Source organism: Lysinibacillus sp. YS11 (assembly GCF_002896375.1).
Taxonomy (GTDB): domain Bacteria; phylum Bacillota; class Bacilli; order Bacillales_A; family Planococcaceae; genus Lysinibacillus; species Lysinibacillus capsici.
This window is the reverse complement of the sequence record NZ_CP026007.1, coordinates 3,734,959-3,751,051: the sequence shown is the minus strand read 5'-3', so window position 1 is coordinate 3,751,051 and position 16,093 is coordinate 3,734,959. Positions and strand designations below refer to the sequence as shown.

Sequence of the window (16,093 nt, the reverse complement as noted above, 5' to 3'; positions counted from 1 at the left end):
GCTCACAATCAATGCCTTTTTTTATTACAATAGGTGAATGGGATTTGGATAGCGCATTTTACGTTCAAATGATGAAATGCACAGTGCTAGTTCCTCAATACCAGTATAAATTAATGGTTCATCTACCTGAGAAATACTTAAACGAATAAGATTATCTTTTTTAAATTCTGGTAGATACATTCTAGCAGCGTCATCCATCAATATATTTTTTTCCTTTAATAAATGAACCACCTGCCTAGCACTTACATTATCAGGAAGAACAACGGAAAGATAAAAGCCTGATACTGGTTTCGTATAGTTAGTAGAGGTGGGAAGTAATGATTCGCAAGCCTCCTGTAAAACGCTCATTTTTCTTACATAAAGCTCTTTAATCTTTTTAATATGACTATTAAACATACCGCTTTTTAAATAAATGTCTAAGGCACCCTGCGAGAGCACAGAGCTATTGAAATCAGCACTAAATTTCTAACGTAGAAAATGATTTGTCATTATAGTGGGAAGGACGACTGTCGCTACTCTTAAACCCGGAAGAAATACCTTTGAAAAGCTTTTAATATAAATAACCCTGCCAGTGGGATTAAAAGAAAAAAACGGATCCGCTTTTTTATTAGGATCTAAATCTCCTAAAAAATCATCCTCCACAATATAAACATCATATTTTTCTGCTAATTCCACAATCTTTCTTTTTTCGTCATTTGTATAGCTATGACCAAGAGGATTATGGAATCTCGGCACAGTATAAAAAAACTTAATGTCATTATTGCGAAAAATATAGTCAAGACGATCTAAATCAATGCCCTCCATTGTTAAATCAATCCCAAAAGTTGTAGCTTGTTGCAGATGGACAGATTCTATAAAACCAAAATAGGTAGGCTGTTCTATTAATATATTATTTTTACCATTCGGAAAAGGCATTGCCGCTAGTAAATGTAATGCTTGCTGTGAGCCCGAGACAACAAATAATCGATCAGGTTCAGTAAAGACCTGTAAGTCCTGTAGATACTTAGCCAATTGTACACGCAGCGAGTAAAGCCCTTGCTGATCACTATAACTAAATAATTCTTCTTTATATGTGTCAATAGCTTGATTGATGCAATGCTGAAATTCAATATAGGGCATAATGCTTTTGTCTGGGCCAGCTGATAAAAAATCAATAACTTGTTGGTTTGTAGTTGGTTGCTCTATGTTATTCACAACATAATAGCCACTTTTGGGTTTGGAAAAAATAAGATGCTCCTTTTCTAATTCATTATACGCTCTTATCACTGTATTTTTACTGCAGGAAAATTGCTCAGACAGTTGTCGAACGGAAGGTAGTTTACTGCCTGCAAGGAGCACACCATTAGCAAGCTGCTCTTTAATGTCCTCTACAACTTCTAAATATTTTGCAATCATCATCCTTCCTCCTTTATCTGTACCAGGACAGTTGGTAGAAAATTCTGTTTATTTTTGAGATAGCGCCACTTACTATGGATTATACCAGGGACAGATGGAGAGGAAAATGAAAGGATGAGAACATGCAGGATAAAAGAAAAGAAAAAATAGGTTTGCTGTTAGGATTTGTGGGCGTAATTTGCTTTAGTCTAACGTTACCCGCAACAAGTACAGCTGTACCATATTTTGGAGCGACGATTGTAGGATTGGGGAGAGCTGTCATTGCGGCGTTCATCGTAGCCATTGTTTTACTTGTAAGAAAAGAAAGACTACCGACTGCTAGACAATTTAAAAGCTTGATAATAGTATCCTTTGGCGCTGTATTAGGGTTTCCTTTACTTACATCTTGGGCAATGATAAGGTTACCAGTTTCTCACGGAGCGGTAGAATTAGCACTTTTACCTTTAGCGACTGCGGGCTTTGCTTTATTCAGAGCAGGTGAACGTCCCTCATTTAAGTTTTGGTTATCGAGTGTTATTGGGGCTATAGCCGTTATTATTTATGCTAGCTTTTTAGGCTTAGGCCAATTACATATGGCAGATCTAGCATTATTAGCAGCAGTTGTAATATTAGGTCTTAGCTATGCAGAAGGAGGACAGTTAGCGAAGGAATTAGGGAGCTGGCAGGTGATTGCTTGGGCTATTTTGATGGCGGCTCCCTTTTTTATTGTCCCTGTCATTTCCCAATTTTCCTTGGAAATGCTACATGCCCCTCTTACAGCGTGGGTTAGCCTGTTATATTTAGCTGTTGTCAGTCAGTTTTTAGCATATGTTGCTTGGTATGGGGGAATGGCTTTAGGAGGTATTGCAAGAGTTAGTCAGATCCAATATTTACAGCCATTTTTAATGATTCTTTTTGCTACGCTATTTTTAAATGAATCCATCTCTTGGTTTACGATCGTCGTGGCAATGATTGTCGTGATTTCCGTCATTGTTGGCAAAAATACAACCATTACAAAGAAGGATGCTAAGACAGCTCAAATAAACATCATCAAAGAATAGTAGCCATTTCTACATTGCCACATCGTTTATAATAAAGGAGGAGGTGCTATCTATGAAGATTCAATTTTTTAGTCGGGCGAATTGTCCTTTATGTGTAGAAGGATTACAGACATTAAAGCTTGTTCAGGAAGATGTTCTATTTGATATTGAAATAATTGATATAGAGCAGGATGATCGTATACATGAAAAATATATGCTAATGATTCCGGTAGTTGAAAAAGAGGGTGTCGTCATTCAGTATGGTCATTTAGATTATGCCACGTTAATGGAGCGATTAGGCAGTTAATCTACTGAAAGTATAAAGAATTATTAACGGTATAAATGACTTTATTATTAGCTCTCATTCTCACAATTCACAAATTGTTCAATGAAAGCGGTTTGAATTTGAACAGTTTGTGAAGACCTTCACATTAGACTTTCTTTTCCTAAAAATCGGAGTAGAATAGGTATCAAGTAAGAAGTTGTTATAAAACAGTTTAGCAAATGTATCACAAATTTTAGTGGTTGTTATATTACAAAAATGAATGATGTGAAGGGAGATTTTACAATGTGGGTTATTACAGTATTTGAGAAAAAGGACGTTCGTATTTTTGAATTTACAAATAAAACTGAAGCAACAAAAGCTTTAGAAGGTTTTAAAAAGAATGCGATTTTATCTTTCACTAAATAAGTTCAACAAAGTCTTGTAGCTGTTTTTAGAGCTATGAGGCTTTTTTTTATCCAGAACAATACAACTACTTGCACTTTAAAACAATGCATATTATAATAAAAGCATAAGTGGGACACAAAATAATTAAGTGGGTTAAAAACAAACCCACCACTATTAATTAGGGGAGTAGATAGATATGTTAACTGTTCCAGAGGCACAGCAAAGGCTACTTCCTGAAATGTATCCGCTTCTGCAAGCAAGATATCGAATATTGCAAGCCGTTCAACTTATGCAACCAATCGGGCGACGTACACTAGCTGATTCACTGAAAATGACAGAAAGAGAAATACGCAAAGAAACTGATATTTTACGTGAACAAGGGTTATTAGATGCGCAAAAGTCGGGTATGGTATGTACAGATGATGGTGATATAGTCATTGAAAAATTAAGAGCTATCGTTTATGAATGGTCTGGTTTAACCCAGCTTGCAAAAGTGCTTGAAAGCCACTTTGGCATTCAACGTGTAGTCGTAGTTCCTGGTGATTACAATGAGGATCATACAATCCTAAGCATGCTAGGCAAAGAAGCAGCATTGCAATTTATGTCGGCTGCTTTTGATGAGCAAGTTGTAGCTGTCACTGGTGGAAAATCTGTTGCCTCACTTGCACAGTTTTTACATCCTTTAGACGGACAAAAGGATATCACTTTTGTAGCTGCACGTGGGGGGATTGGACATGAAATGCAAATGCAGGCCAATACACTTGTTGCAACATTTGCCATGCAAATGGAAACACAATACCGTACTTTATTTTTACCAGAGCATTTAAGTGAGCAAGCTTATCAAGCGATGCTAACAGAGCCGATGGTAACAGAAATGATGGCCTTCTATGATCAAGCAGATTGCGTCATTCATGGGATTGGCTCTGCAGAGGAAATGGCGATTCGTCGTAACTCATCTCCTGAGGATTTGCGAATTCTTGAGGAAAAAGGCGCTGTGAGTGAGGCTTTCGGCTATTATTTCAATGCCGATGGAGAAATAGTACATCGTATACGCACAATTGGTATCCAGCTTGAGCAGGTACAAAACAGTGAGCAGGTCATTGCAGTTGCAGCAGGAAAACAGAAGGTCAATGCAATGCTTTCTTATTTCAAAGTAGCACCTAAGCAAACCATATTTGTAACAGATGAAGCAGCGGCCAAAGCAATTGCTGCTAAAATATCTTCTATAAGAAAATAAGCATCTTGAATGATGGCAAAGTTGTAAACATGTCACTCGATCTCAGAAAGTGCTAAAGCATTTTTTGAATGAGCATAAAGTAAATTTTGATGTCTCTATTCATAGAGACAGACATCACACATTATTGGAGGAATTAACAATGGCATTAAAATTAGCGATTAATGGATTTGGACGTATTGGACGTTTAGTATTTCGTGAGGCAATGAAGCATGATGAATTTGAAGTAGTAGCCGTAAACGACTTAACAGATGCTGGTCAGCTTGCGCACTTATTGAAATATGATTCAGTACACGGTATCTATGATGCTGAAGTCAATGCAGATGAAGATTCTTTCGTAGTAAATGGTCAACGTGTAAAAGTATATGCTGAAAAAGATCCTGCCCAATTACCATGGGGCGAATTAGGCGTAGATGTAGTGCTTGAATGTACTGGTCGATTCCGTTCAATGGAAGAAGTAGGCAAGCATATTGAAGCAGGGGCGAAAAAAGCGATTCTATCGGCACCAGCAAAAGGCGCGATGCCTACATTTGTTATGGGTGTAAACCATGAGGATTATAACCCAGCAACTGATGATGTGATCTCCAATGCTTCTTGTACAACTAACTGTCTAGCACCAGTAGCTAAAGTGCTTGATGAGAAATTTGGCATTGAACGTGGTATGATGACAACAATTCACTCTTATACAAATGACCAACGAATTCTAGACTTCCCACACTCTGACCCTCGTCGTGCACGTGCTGGAGCGGTGTCTATGATTCCAACAACAACAGGTGCAGCAGTAGCTGTATCAAAAGTATTACCACAATTAAAAGGTAAGCTAGATGGTTTCTCTATGCGTGTGCCAACGCCTAACGTATCATGTGTTGACTTAGTTGTAGAGCTAAAAGCAGATGTATCGAAAGAAACGATTAATGCAGCATTAAAAGAAGCTTCTGAAAATGAATTAAAAGGCATTTTAGATTACAATGAGCTACCATTGGTATCAATTGATTATAACGGTAACCATTATTCTTCTACGGTAGATGGCCTTTCAACAATGGTGTTAGAAAACAAAATGGTGAAAGTTTTAGCTTGGTATGATAACGAAATTGGTTACTCTACTCGCTTAATGGACCTAGCTTTATACATTGCTGAACAAGGCTTAAACCATAAATAAGTATCATATTTCGACATTTTGAGTAAAAAGTGTGACATATTACTGCTTTTTATGTACAAAAAGTATAGCCTTTATAATATCGAATAGATATAATATACAAGGGTATTGGGAGTAAGGGATAACCCTTACTCCTTTTTTTCTAGATTCAGCAGAAAAACCCACCTCTATAGGTGGTGAGATGAATACACAAATTACTCTCTTGATTCATTGATGTAAAATCACCGACTGAATTAAGGTAAAAGCCTCAGCGAATGTCACAGATTTTGAAGAGGAACAAGTTCGGAAAAAATAAATACACTGAGGCGTAATTGATACATGTTGATTGCAAGACATAACAGTTAACTTTTGCTACTATAAAAACAAGTATTAGGGTTCATTATCAAAAGTTGGAGAATCATACTTACACGAGATAGTGACGCGAAAAAGTACCAAAATGACTATTCAATTTAGTAAGCATGGTGTAGAGCCAAGATGGGTAAAACACAAAAGTGTAAGACTAAAACAAACTTTGAAGGGAGTTTCTTCATGTTAAATAAGAAAACAATGAAAGATATTGATGTTAAGGGTCAACGCGTTTTTGTACGTGTAGATTTTAATGTACCAATGGCAGACGGTGCTATTACAGATGAGACGCGTATTCGTGCAGCTATTCCTACAATTGAGTATTTAGTAGAGCAGGGTGCTAAAGTTATTCTAGCTTCTCACTTAGGTCGTCCAAAAGGTGAAGTAAAAGAGGATATGCGTTTAACGGCTGTTGGCATTCGCTTAGCGGAATTAATGGGCAAGCCTGTTACGAAGCTTGATGAATCCATTGGGCAAGCGGTGGAAGAAGCCGTTGCAAACATGCAAGATGGAGATATTCTACTGCTTGAAAATGTACGCTTCCATGCTGGTGAAGAGAAAAATGACCCAACATTAGCACAGCAATTTGCTCAGCTAGCAGATATTTATGTTAATGATGCTTTTGGTGCAGCCCACCGAGCTCATGCTTCTACAGAAGGAATTGCTAAGCATATTCCAGCTGTATCTGGATTCTTAATGCAAAAGGAATTAGATGTACTAGGTAAGGCATTGTCTAACCCTGAGCATCCGTTTACAGCCATTATTGGTGGTGCCAAAGTAAAAGATAAAATTGGTGTTATAGAAAGCCTATTAGAAAAAGTAGATCACTTAATTATCGGTGGTGGTTTATCCTTTACATTTATTAAGGCACAAGGCCACGATATCGGTAAATCATTGCTAGAGGAAGATAAAATTGAGCTAGCAAAGTCCTTTATTGAGAAGGCAAAAGCAAAAGGTGTGCAATTACATATGCCAGTCGATGCTGTTGTGGCAAATGAATTTTCACAGGATGCTGAAACACAAATCGTTGATGTAGATGCTATTCCAGCTGATTGGATGGGTCTAGATATTGGACCTAAAACGGCTGCAAACTATGCAGAAGTTATCAAAAACTCTAAATTAATCATTTGGAATGGACCAATGGGTGTCTTTGAAATGGACAAATTTGCAAACGGCACAAAAACAGTTGCTGATGCAATGGCAACAACAGCTGGCTACACAGTAATCGGTGGCGGTGATTCAGCTGCAGCAGTTGAAAAATTTGAAGTAGCAGATAAGATGGATCATATTTCTACAGGTGGTGGTGCTTCCTTAGAATTAATGGAAGGCAAAGAGCTTCCAGGGATTGTAGCACTAAACGATAAATAAGCTAATCGGAGGCAAAATGATGCGTAAACCAATTATTGCAGGTAACTGGAAAATGTTTAAAACATTTGAAGAGGCTATTCAGTTTGTAGATGCTGTACAAGAAAAACTTCCTTCCAATGACAAAGTAGATGCTGTTATTTGCGCACCAGCTCTTTACCTACCTACACTTGTGCAAGTTGCTAGTGAGTCAGAGCTGGCAATTGGTGCACAAACTATGCACTATGAAAATGAAGGTGCTTTTACGGGTGAAATTAGTCCAGCACAGCTAGCAAGTGTGGATGTTGACTATGTCATTTTAGGACACTCTGAACGTCGCGAATACTACAATGAAACAGATGAAGCGATTAATAAGAAGGTAGCAGCAGCACTTGCACATACTATCGTACCTATTATTTGCTGTGGCGAAACACTAGAAGAACGTGAAGCAGGCACAACAGAGCAAAAAGTGGCTGGCCAAATTAAAGCAGCACTTGCTGGGTTTGAAGCACAGCAAGTAGAGCACATGGTCATTGCGTATGAACCGATTTGGGCGATTGGTACTGGTAAAACGGCTACGGCAGACGATGCAAATCAAGTATGCGGAGCGATTCGAGCAGTAGTAGAAGAGCTATATAATGCTGAAACTGCGAATGCCGTGCGCATTCAATATGGTGGCAGTGTTAAGCCTGATAACATTCAGGAGCTTTTATCCAAAGAACATATTGATGGTGCTTTAGTTGGTGGAGCAAGCTTACAACCAGAATCTTATTTAACATTATTGGAGGCGGCAGCAAATGCCTAAAAAGCCAGTAGCATTAATTATTTTAGATGGCTTTGCATTTCGAGATGAAACATTCGGGAATGCAGTAGCACAGGCCAATAAGCCAAATTTTGATCGATATTGGCATCAATTTCCTCATGCGACATTAACAGCAGCGGGAGAAGCCGTTGGATTACCTGAAGGACAGATGGGGAATTCTGAGGTGGGGCACTTAAATATCGGTGCAGGACGTATCGTCTATCAAAGCTTAACACGCTTAAATAAATCTATTCGTGATGGAGATTTCTTCACGAATCAAGCCTTTTTAGATGCAGTAGCACATGTGAAAGCTCATCAGTCAAAGCTACATGTTATGGGCTTATTATCAGACGGTGGTGTTCATAGTCACTATGAGCATATGTTTGCACTATTAAAGCTAGCTAAACAGCAAGGATTAGAGGAAGTTTATATACATGGCTTCTTAGATGGTCGTGATGTTGGTCCAACAACAGCATTAGACTATATCGAAGAAACGGAAAAGCAAATGGCTGAAATAGGCATAGGGCAATTTGCTTCTATTCATGGACGTTACTATGCAATGGATCGCGATAAACGTTGGGATCGTGTGGCACTGACTTACAATGTACTGGTGGATGGCGTCGGTCAAACAGCAGAAAGTGCTAAAAGTGGTGTAGCAGCATCCTATGAGCGTGAGGTAACTGATGAATTTGTCATCCCATTTAGCATTCAAGAGCATGGTGAGCCAGTAGCAACAATTGGCGATCATGATGCAGTGATTTTCTTTAACTTCCGTCCTGATCGTGCCATTCAGCTGTCAACAGTTTTTACAAATGGAGCATTCGATGGCTTTGCTATATCTGCAAATCATCCAAAGAATTTAAAATTTGTGTCCTTCACACACTATAGTGATGAAGTCAACGCTCAGGTTGCTTATGAAAATGACAACTTGAAAAATACAATTGGTGAAGTATTAGCGACGAATGGGAAAACACAGTTGCGGATTGCGGAAACTGAAAAATATCCACATGTTACATTCTTTATGAGTGGTGGACGTGAGGAAAAATTCCCTGGTGAGGAACGTATTTTAATTGCTTCTCCAAAGGTGGCGACATACGATTTAAAACCTGAAATGTCTGCCTATGAGGTGACAGAAGCCTTACTTGCAGAAATTGCGGCTGAAAAATTTGATGGCATTATTCTTAACTTTGCCAACCCTGATATGGTTGGTCATAGTGGAATGCTGGAGCCAACAATTAAAGCCATTGAAGCAGTAGATGAATGCTTAGGGAAAGTAGTAGACGCACTCCTTGCAAAAGGTGGCGCAGCTATTATTACAGCTGACCATGGCAACTCTGATGAAGTGTTAACTTTAGCAGGTGAGCCAATGACAGCTCATACAACAAATCCTGTTCCAGTAATTGTGACAAAACCAAATATAATGTTAAGAAATGGTGGTATTTTAGCCGATTTAGCGCCAACCATGTTAGAATTATTAGAGGTGTCACAGCCTACTGAAATGACAGGACAATCATTAATTGAAAAAGAGGAGAATTAATTATGCCATTTATTACACAAGTTTATGCGCGCGAAGTTTTAGACTCACGTGGGAACCCAACAGTAGAGGTTGAAGTATTTACAGAATCAGGCGCATTTGGCCGCGCAATCGTACCATCAGGTGCATCAACAGGTGAATACGAAGCGGTAGAATTACGCGATGGTGACAAATCTCGTTACCTAGGCAAAGGTGTATTAAAAGCAGTTGAAAATGTAAACACAATTATTGCGGAAGAATTAGAAGGTAACTATTCTGTTCTTGATCAAGTAGTCATCGACAAAGCTTTAATCGAGCTAGATGGCACAGAAAACAAAGGCAAGCTTGGTGCCAACGCAATTCTAGGTGTATCCATGGCAGTTGCACATGCTGCGGCAGATTATTTAGATGTACCTCTTTATCAATATCTTGGTGGGTTCAATTCTAAGCAATTACCAGTACCAATGATGAACATCCTAAACGGTGGTGCTCACGCAGATAACAATGTAGACATTCAGGAATTCATGGTTATGCCTGTTGGTGCAGAATCATTCCGTCATGCATTACGTATTGGCGCGGAGATTTTCCATAGCCTAAAAGCTGTTCTAAAAGCAAAAGGCTACAACACAGCAGTAGGTGATGAAGGTGGTTTCGCACCAAACCTAGGCTCTAACGAAGAAGCAATTACAGTGATCTTAGAAGCGATTGAAAAAGCAGGCTACAAACCAGGTGACGAAGTGAAACTTGCAATGGACGTAGCATCCTCTGAACTATTCAATAAAGAAGATGGCAAATACCACTTAGATGGTGAAGGTGTTGTCAAAACTTCTGAGGAAATGGTAGATTGGTACGAAGAGTTAACAAATAAATACCCAATCATTTCAATTGAAGATGGCTTAGACGAAAACGACTGGGCTGGACACAAGCTATTAACAGACCGTATCGGCAATCGCGTACAATTAGTAGGTGATGACCTATTTGTAACAAATACGAAAAAATTATCTGCTGGTATTGAGCAAGGTGTAGGCAATGCCATCCTTATCAAAGTAAACCAAATCGGTACGTTAACTGAAACATTTGAAGCGATCGAAATGGCGAAACGTGCAGGCTACACAGCGGTTATTTCTCACCGTTCTGGTGAATCAGAAGATGCGACAATTGCTGATATCGCTGTTGCAACAAATGCTGGTCAAATTAAAACAGGTGCTCCATCACGTACAGACCGTGTAGCTAAATACAACCAACTTCTTCGCATCGAAGATCAACTTGGTTCAACAGCAGAGTATCTTGGTTTAAATTCATTCTATAACTTAAAATAAGTATTTGATTGAAGAGAAAATACTTTGAATTTAGTAATACACAGCTTTTATATTTGAACCATGTTGTACATTTAGGCTTATGTATTGCTTCAACCTCTGATTTATAAGTGTGATAAACACTTGTAGATTGGGGGTTTTTTAGTTACTTATCTAATTACAGAGTAAGCTTATTCAATTAGAACAACCGAAAGCGGTGGACATTAAGTATCTATTCATTGAAACCTATTACAACATTCTGTTATTATTTAACCTAATTAACTAATATCAACCATATTTACATAATGATAAAAAATTACTGAGGGGTAATAACATGAAGAGAAAAACCAAATCGGTTATTAGTATCATTGTAATATTAATTATTTTCGGTGGAGCATTTGGTTACATCAAATTCACTGAGCATATGAATAAATCTACTCCCGAGGAAGAAAAAACAATCGCTGGATATGTTGAAGTAACTTCTAAGGATGGAACTGTTCTAAAAAAAGAAAATGAATTATATCCAGATGACTTAATAGAACACAAAATGAACGGAACCATTCATAGCATGTCTCATCAGAAGGTTGAAGCGGAAATAAAATGGGGTCACGAGCAAATAACACAAGAAAAGGTTGACCGATTGTTAGCTATAGCCAAAGAAAGCAATTATAAATATAAAGAGCTTTACATTTCAATATTGGAAAGATGGTCGAAGGGTGATTTTTCAAATGCAGTTGACGACCACAATTCCATATGGGAAATGCAAGGTGGCGATGAAGAAGCTTCAGGGAAAGCAATTCGTCTATTAACTCCATCTGAAGAGCAAGCTTATATTCAACACAATTTAGAATATGACTTATATTGAATACCATTTTGCGAAAGATAAATAGGCGAATTTCAAAAAATGCCTCAAAGTTAATTCAAACTTTGAGGCATTTTAACATATAAAAAAGATTAACGTGAAGCGGCACGAGCAGGCCAAGCAACAGAACAAATTGAAACCTCCCTTAAAACGATCACGAGTAATATTCAAGCACTTATGGGAAGCATGGAGCAAATTGGAGCAGCCTCTAATGATCAGGCAGAGCAGGTTCAACAATTTAGTGAAGCTATTGAAAAACCTAAATGATATATAAGTGAGCAAATGGCGCTTTACATAAAAGGTCTCTTACGATAATAAGAAAAGACAGTCTACTAATATTAGACTGTCCTGACTATTGTTATGGCTGTGACCAATGCTGATCTAGTTCTTGATCGAGATAGACCCAGCCCTTCCAGGCAATATGAATCGTATCCATAATAAAGTAAGGATCATATTCATGATCTGAAAAATCAACATAGGCAACATTTGCATCCTTTAATACTTGCTCCATTTTATCGTAATACTTTTGACGACGTTCCTCAGGATAGCCATTATAATCATACCAATAGCCATTAACTGGAATGGAGACGAATAGTGGTTTGGCACCTGCATCCTTTAAAACATCGATAACTAGTTGGAAATCCTCATATTCAGGAGAGTTTGTATAATTCTCTTTTTTTCGTATATCTTTAAACTTTGAAAATTTAGCATTTACAAGTCGCTGATAGGCGCGATCTTCAATCATATAGTCGTTGGATACACGCTTCTCCCCATATGCCTCTGCATGCTGCAATTGTTGCTCAAAGCTTTGATTGGCAATCAGCTTGTCATTACTTTTTAATGCATGACCTTTACGTGGGAAAATGGAATAATATAAATCCTTCTTTTCTAGTAACTCCTTGTGGAAACGCCCCGCGACCATGGCCATACGTCCAGTAATTGGTTTTTCCTTGCCGTTAGACATTTGATATTGGTACATGGTCTTTAAGAGGCGATCTCGTTTGACAGTATCAAATTCAAGTAGGCGCTCCATTGCTCTTTTACGAAGGTTGGCATCCATCTCCTGATTAAAGGCTAAATCATAAGCATGTAACATGGAATAATTCGGTGAAAAGTGAAATTCACCCATGCCCTTCTCTGTAAACCACTGAGGGGAGATGATAAAGACCACTTTTTTATCCTTTAAATTCTTTTCTTGTGCTGCGAAATTCAAGAAGTGAGTAATGGACTGCATGCCTCCACGCCCAATCATAAATGTCGAATACGGAGCATCAGTTGCTCGCGTATAATTGTATGGATGGAACGGATCAAAACGGTTTAATTCCGAGGAGCCATAAAGTGGCATGGAATTAGGCTCCTGCAACATTCGCTCCTGTAAATAGGTTCCCTGAAATACAAGTGGAGACATGTTCGTTTTGGCTTGCTCCACATCCTCATTGGATATCCATGCTTTAATCCAAGCATTAGGAAAAAAGACAAAGCCAGTAAAAAGAGCAAATGCAATAAATAAAGAAAGAAAGCCTTTTTTGATCATTGTCTTTCAGCTAATTTCCCTGCTATTCGATTAGGCGTATTCCATTCTTCACGATTGAAATCAGTAATAGGGACAGAAATATTAAAACGGTTTTCAATTTCAACTAATAAATTAATTGTCCCAAACGAATCTAGTAAACCTTCTTCAAATAAATCAATATCTGGATTTTCTACAATAATTTCATCTTCACATAACTCGACTAGCATTTCTAAAACTTGTTGTTGATCCATTAATAATTCTCCTTTAGTGAACAGGCTCTTATAGCCCTTTGTTTAAAATAATGTGCCAGAAAAAATATAAAAGCCGAAGCATACAGCATGAAACGTAATGATTACGCCAATAGCATGCGTCCATTTATTTTTTGGCCAACGCTTATGCTTTTTATTCCAGCGTTCAAATTTATCAAAGCTGATAATCAATAGGGCATGATAGAGTCCATAGACCACAAAGTGCCATTCCAGACCATGCCAAATACCCATTAAAAAGAATAGTAAAAAGAAGCCTATATACGAAATAGCAAATTTATTTTTTAGCCATTTTTTCTTTGTCATCCAAAGGACAAAGCGCATATAGACATAATCCCTAAACCAGAAGGAAAGGCTCATATGCCAACGATTCCAAAAATCTTTAATATTGCGGCTGGCGAAAGGGCGATTAAAGTTAATCGGTGTTTGGATACCCATTATCCGGCTCACACCAACAGCAAATGCACTGTAGCCAGCGAAATCAAAGAATAAGTAAAAGCTATACATATACATATACGCTAGCTGTCCCTGAAAGGGTGTCAAATAGTTATACGTATGGTTAGGCAAATAAATAAGCGTGTAGTTGTAAATTAAATAAGCCAAAATAAACTTATATAAAAAGCCGACAAAAATATAGTTAATGCCACTCAATAGCAGCTTTTGGTAATCCTCCGAGGAAGGTACGGTATGAAAATCCTTTGTAAAACGACGCCAACGATCAATAGGTCCCGATGATACGGTAGGAAAGAATAATAAGAAATAGACTAGCTCTACTACCGAAATTTTCTCTTTCATCAAGCCATCACGAGTTTCTAAAATCATTTGCACCGCTTTAAACGTAATGTAGGATACACCAAGGAAGCCAAATAAATGATGTAACCCGAGAATCGGCAAAACCTTCACAAGAATCAGGGGTAATATGGATAAAAGCACTGCTATTATAAAAATGGTTCCGCTATTTTGCTGAAGTCGGTAACGCTGATAAGCCACAATAAGTACTACCTGAAAGACAGTAAATAATACGAGCGAGATGGTCCCACTCAATGAATGTCCGAAGATTAATGCTAAGACAATGACCGAAACAAAAAGATTATAGCGTTTCGAAGATTTGCCTCGTAACCCTAGGAGGATGGTAGGTAGTAATAAAAGTCCGATGATCACAAAAAATGCTATATTTCCATAAGGCGTCATACTGTCTCCATAACCGCCAATCCTTTACGATCTACCTTACCATTTGGATTTAGTGGTAAAGCGTCCATATATTTAAACGTTTTCGGTATCATATAGGCAGGTAAGTACGCCGATAAAAGTGCCTTCAATTGCTTTGTCGTTTTGAAGGCTGCTCCTGTTAATGGCTCACGTAAAACAATATGGGCACTAAGTGAAATGATTTCCTTCTCTTTATAAACAGGTACAACAACACAGCTTGAAACAGGTGGCAGGTTATTGATTTGTTTTTCAATCTCTTCAATCTCTAAACGATAGCCATGTAATTTCACTTGGAAATCCTTACGACCTGAAAAGAACAAATAACCATCCTGCTCATAGCCTATATCACCCGTTTGATAGATGCGATCGCCATCCACGATCGGGAAAGCCTTCGCTGTTAATTCAGGCGCTCCCAAATACCCTGCGCTAACGGTTGGCCCTGAAATAATAATTTCTCCATCTTCTGCTACAGAAACGTTTGGCTCCGTTATAGGGGCAATCGGTAATTGTTCGAAGTGTGCTGCTAGCTCTTTTGTTACTTTTACATAGGATACAGCGACGGTTGTTTCTGTAGGACCATATAAATTATAAATTGTTGCCTGTGGAAAACGAAGCATTAACTCGTTACATACCGCTATCGGTAAAACCTCTCCGCAAAATAAAAAAGTATCCAATGCAGGCATGAGTTTTTGATCCCATTCTTTGTTCATCAAACACATCTTGGCAAAGGAAGGTGTAGAAGTCCATACACGAGTATTTGACATCGCTAATGAATCAAACAATGCTTTTGGATTAGCAATTTCTTGCTGTGTAATCGCATAAAGCGTGTGTCCACCAACAAGAGCTGGGTAGAGATCCATAACAGATAAATCAAAGGAATAAGGTGCTTGATTTAAAAATACGCCGTCTTGCTGTAAAGGGAAGTGTTCCTGCATCCACCTAACAAAGTGTGTTAGATTACTAGCTGTTATTTGTACCCCTTTTGGTTGACCTGTTGAACCAGAAGTGTAAATAATATAATGGATATCCTCATCTCGAACCCATGTTGCGGATGATAGGATCACGTCCTTTGAGGAGGCATCCAGAATATCATGCACTGCCATAACTGGCAGGTTCAACTGCATCTGTAATAGCTCTGTTGTCAATACTAAACCTGCTCCAGAAGCTTCTGTAATGAGCTGTAATCTTTCTGATGGTGTTGACGAATCAACAGGCACATATGGATGGCCAGCCTTTACAGCTCCGATAAACGCAACAATTTGTAGGGGGGACATATGTCCATAAATGACAATAGGCTGTTGTCTCCGCAACTTAAGCTTCATTAAATAATCGGCAAGACGATCCGATAAATGCCAAAGCTCACTATAAGTTAAGGAGGCATTGTGAGTCTGATAAGCAGTTTTTTGTGGCTGCTGGAGGGCCACACGTTCAATAGCTGCCAAAATACTTAACATATTTTAATCTCCTTTA

General features: G+C 38.3%; 14 protein-coding genes and 1 pseudogene. 10 read left to right on the top strand and 5 right to left on the bottom strand.

From position 1 onward, the window contains the following. Window positions 1–24 precede the first annotated feature (24 nt). Window positions 25–1,395, bottom strand: a pseudogene (locus LBYS11_RS18825) (PLP-dependent aminotransferase family protein). A 122-nt stretch (window positions 1,396–1,517) separates the two neighbouring features. On the opposite strand from LBYS11_RS18825, the gene LBYS11_RS18820 reads away from it, so the two are divergent. From LBYS11_RS18820 to LBYS11_RS18780, 10 genes are all read left to right on the top strand, one after another. Beyond that, window positions 1,518–2,435 carry a DMT family transporter gene (locus LBYS11_RS18820; RefSeq protein ID WP_054549561.1) on the top strand — a complete coding sequence of 306 codons (918 nt, stop codon included), beginning with the start codon at window positions 1,518–1,520 and terminating at the stop codon, window positions 2,433–2,435. Window positions 2,436–2,487: 52 nt separating this feature from the next. Continuing rightward, the gene (locus LBYS11_RS18815) at window positions 2,488–2,721 is read left to right on the top strand and encodes a glutaredoxin family protein (protein WP_048390876.1); all 234 of its coding nucleotides are present in this window, start codon (window positions 2,488–2,490) and stop codon (window positions 2,719–2,721) included. A gap of 261 nt (window positions 2,722–2,982) precedes the next feature. Beyond that, window positions 2,983–3,105, top strand: coding sequence for a hypothetical protein (locus LBYS11_RS24025; RefSeq protein WP_004228055.1), 123 nt, complete (start codon window positions 2,983–2,985; stop codon window positions 3,103–3,105). Window positions 3,106–3,280: 175 nt separating this feature from the next. Continuing rightward, window positions 3,281–4,321: a sugar-binding transcriptional regulator gene (locus LBYS11_RS18810; RefSeq protein WP_103118784.1), complete on the top strand. Its 1,041-nt coding sequence runs from the start codon at window positions 3,281–3,283 to the stop codon at window positions 4,319–4,321. 139 nt (window positions 4,322–4,460) lie between these two features. Further along, window positions 4,461–5,477, top strand: a complete 1,017-nt coding sequence (gene gap, locus LBYS11_RS18805; protein ID WP_004228061.1) for a type I glyceraldehyde-3-phosphate dehydrogenase — start codon at window positions 4,461–4,463, stop codon at window positions 5,475–5,477. Between the two features lie 525 nt (window positions 5,478–6,002). Beyond that, a complete protein-coding gene (pgk, locus tag LBYS11_RS18800; protein WP_026023505.1) occupies window positions 6,003–7,187 on the top strand; it encodes a phosphoglycerate kinase in 1,185 nt (394 codons plus the stop codon). A 19-nt stretch (window positions 7,188–7,206) separates the two neighbouring features. Further along, window positions 7,207–7,968 (top strand): triose-phosphate isomerase, encoded by a 762-nt coding sequence (gene tpiA, locus LBYS11_RS18795; RefSeq protein ID WP_048390882.1) that lies wholly within the window; start codon window positions 7,207–7,209, stop codon window positions 7,966–7,968. Next, window positions 7,961–9,502: a 2,3-bisphosphoglycerate-independent phosphoglycerate mutase gene (gpmI, locus tag LBYS11_RS18790; protein WP_103118783.1), complete on the top strand. Its 1,542-nt coding sequence runs from the start codon at window positions 7,961–7,963 to the stop codon at window positions 9,500–9,502. The genes tpiA and gpmI overlap by 8 nt, the downstream gene beginning before the upstream one ends. A gap of 2 nt (window positions 9,503–9,504) precedes the next feature. Continuing rightward, window positions 9,505–10,797, top strand: a complete 1,293-nt coding sequence (eno, locus tag LBYS11_RS18785) for a phosphopyruvate hydratase (protein WP_048390885.1) — start codon at window positions 9,505–9,507, stop codon at window positions 10,795–10,797. A gap of 310 nt (window positions 10,798–11,107) precedes the next feature. Beyond that, window positions 11,108–11,638, top strand: a complete 531-nt coding sequence (locus tag LBYS11_RS18780) for a DUF6241 domain-containing protein (RefSeq protein WP_103118782.1) — start codon at window positions 11,108–11,110, stop codon at window positions 11,636–11,638. Window positions 11,639–11,993: 355 nt separating this feature from the next. Here LBYS11_RS18780 and dltD read toward each other — a convergent pair whose 3' ends face one another. The 4 genes from dltD to dltA are packed head-to-tail and all read right to left on the bottom strand — an operon-like array spanning window position 11,994 to window position 16,077. Beyond that, window positions 11,994–13,169 carry a D-alanyl-lipoteichoic acid biosynthesis protein DltD gene (dltD, locus tag LBYS11_RS18770; protein ID WP_103118781.1) on the bottom strand — a complete coding sequence of 392 codons (1,176 nt, stop codon included), beginning with the start codon at window positions 13,167–13,169 and terminating at the stop codon, window positions 11,994–11,996. Next, complete coding sequence (dltC, locus tag LBYS11_RS18765; RefSeq protein WP_016994756.1) at window positions 13,166–13,399, bottom strand: D-alanine--poly(phosphoribitol) ligase subunit 2; 234 nt, start codon at window positions 13,397–13,399, stop codon at window positions 13,166–13,168. The genes dltD and dltC overlap by 4 nt, the downstream gene beginning before the upstream one ends. Window positions 13,400–13,441: 42 nt before the next feature. Further along, window positions 13,442–14,605 carry a D-alanyl-lipoteichoic acid biosynthesis protein DltB gene (gene dltB / locus LBYS11_RS18760; RefSeq protein ID WP_103118780.1) on the bottom strand — a complete coding sequence of 388 codons (1,164 nt, stop codon included), beginning with the start codon at window positions 14,603–14,605 and terminating at the stop codon, window positions 13,442–13,444. Beyond that, on the bottom strand, window positions 14,602–16,077 hold the full coding sequence (dltA, locus tag LBYS11_RS18755) for a D-alanine--poly(phosphoribitol) ligase subunit DltA (protein ID WP_103118779.1): 1,476 nt from the start codon (window positions 16,075–16,077) through the stop codon (window positions 14,602–14,604). The genes dltB and dltA overlap by 4 nt, the downstream gene beginning before the upstream one ends. Window positions 16,078–16,093: the final 16 nt, after the last annotated feature.

Coding starts and splice junctions, on each gene's coding strand:
- LBYS11_RS18820 (WP_054549561.1), top strand. CDS start 1,518: ATGCAGGATAAAAGAAAAGAAAAAATAGGTTTGCTGTTAGGATTTGTG.
- LBYS11_RS18815 (WP_048390876.1), top strand. CDS start 2,488: ATGAAGATTCAATTTTTTAGTCGGGCGAATTGTCCTTTATGTGTAGAA.
- LBYS11_RS24025 (WP_004228055.1), top strand. CDS start 2,983: ATGTGGGTTATTACAGTATTTGAGAAAAAGGACGTTCGTATTTTTGAA.
- LBYS11_RS18810 (WP_103118784.1), top strand. CDS start 3,281: ATGTTAACTGTTCCAGAGGCACAGCAAAGGCTACTTCCTGAAATGTAT.
- gap (WP_004228061.1), top strand. CDS start 4,461: ATGGCATTAAAATTAGCGATTAATGGATTTGGACGTATTGGACGTTTA.
- pgk (WP_026023505.1), top strand. CDS start 6,003: ATGTTAAATAAGAAAACAATGAAAGATATTGATGTTAAGGGTCAACGC.
- tpiA (WP_048390882.1), top strand. CDS start 7,207: ATGCGTAAACCAATTATTGCAGGTAACTGGAAAATGTTTAAAACATTT.
- gpmI (WP_103118783.1), top strand. CDS start 7,961: ATGCCTAAAAAGCCAGTAGCATTAATTATTTTAGATGGCTTTGCATTT.
- eno (WP_048390885.1), top strand. CDS start 9,505: ATGCCATTTATTACACAAGTTTATGCGCGCGAAGTTTTAGACTCACGT.
- LBYS11_RS18780 (WP_103118782.1), top strand. CDS start 11,108: ATGAAGAGAAAAACCAAATCGGTTATTAGTATCATTGTAATATTAATT.
- dltD (WP_103118781.1), bottom strand. CDS start 13,169: ATGATCAAAAAAGGCTTTCTTTCTTTATTTATTGCATTTGCTCTTTTT.
- dltC (WP_016994756.1), bottom strand. CDS start 13,399: ATGGATCAACAACAAGTTTTAGAAATGCTAGTCGAGTTATGTGAAGAT.
- dltB (WP_103118780.1), bottom strand. CDS start 14,605: ATGACGCCTTATGGAAATATAGCATTTTTTGTGATCATCGGACTTTTA.
- dltA (WP_103118779.1), bottom strand. CDS start 16,077: ATGTTAAGTATTTTGGCAGCTATTGAACGTGTGGCCCTCCAGCAGCCA.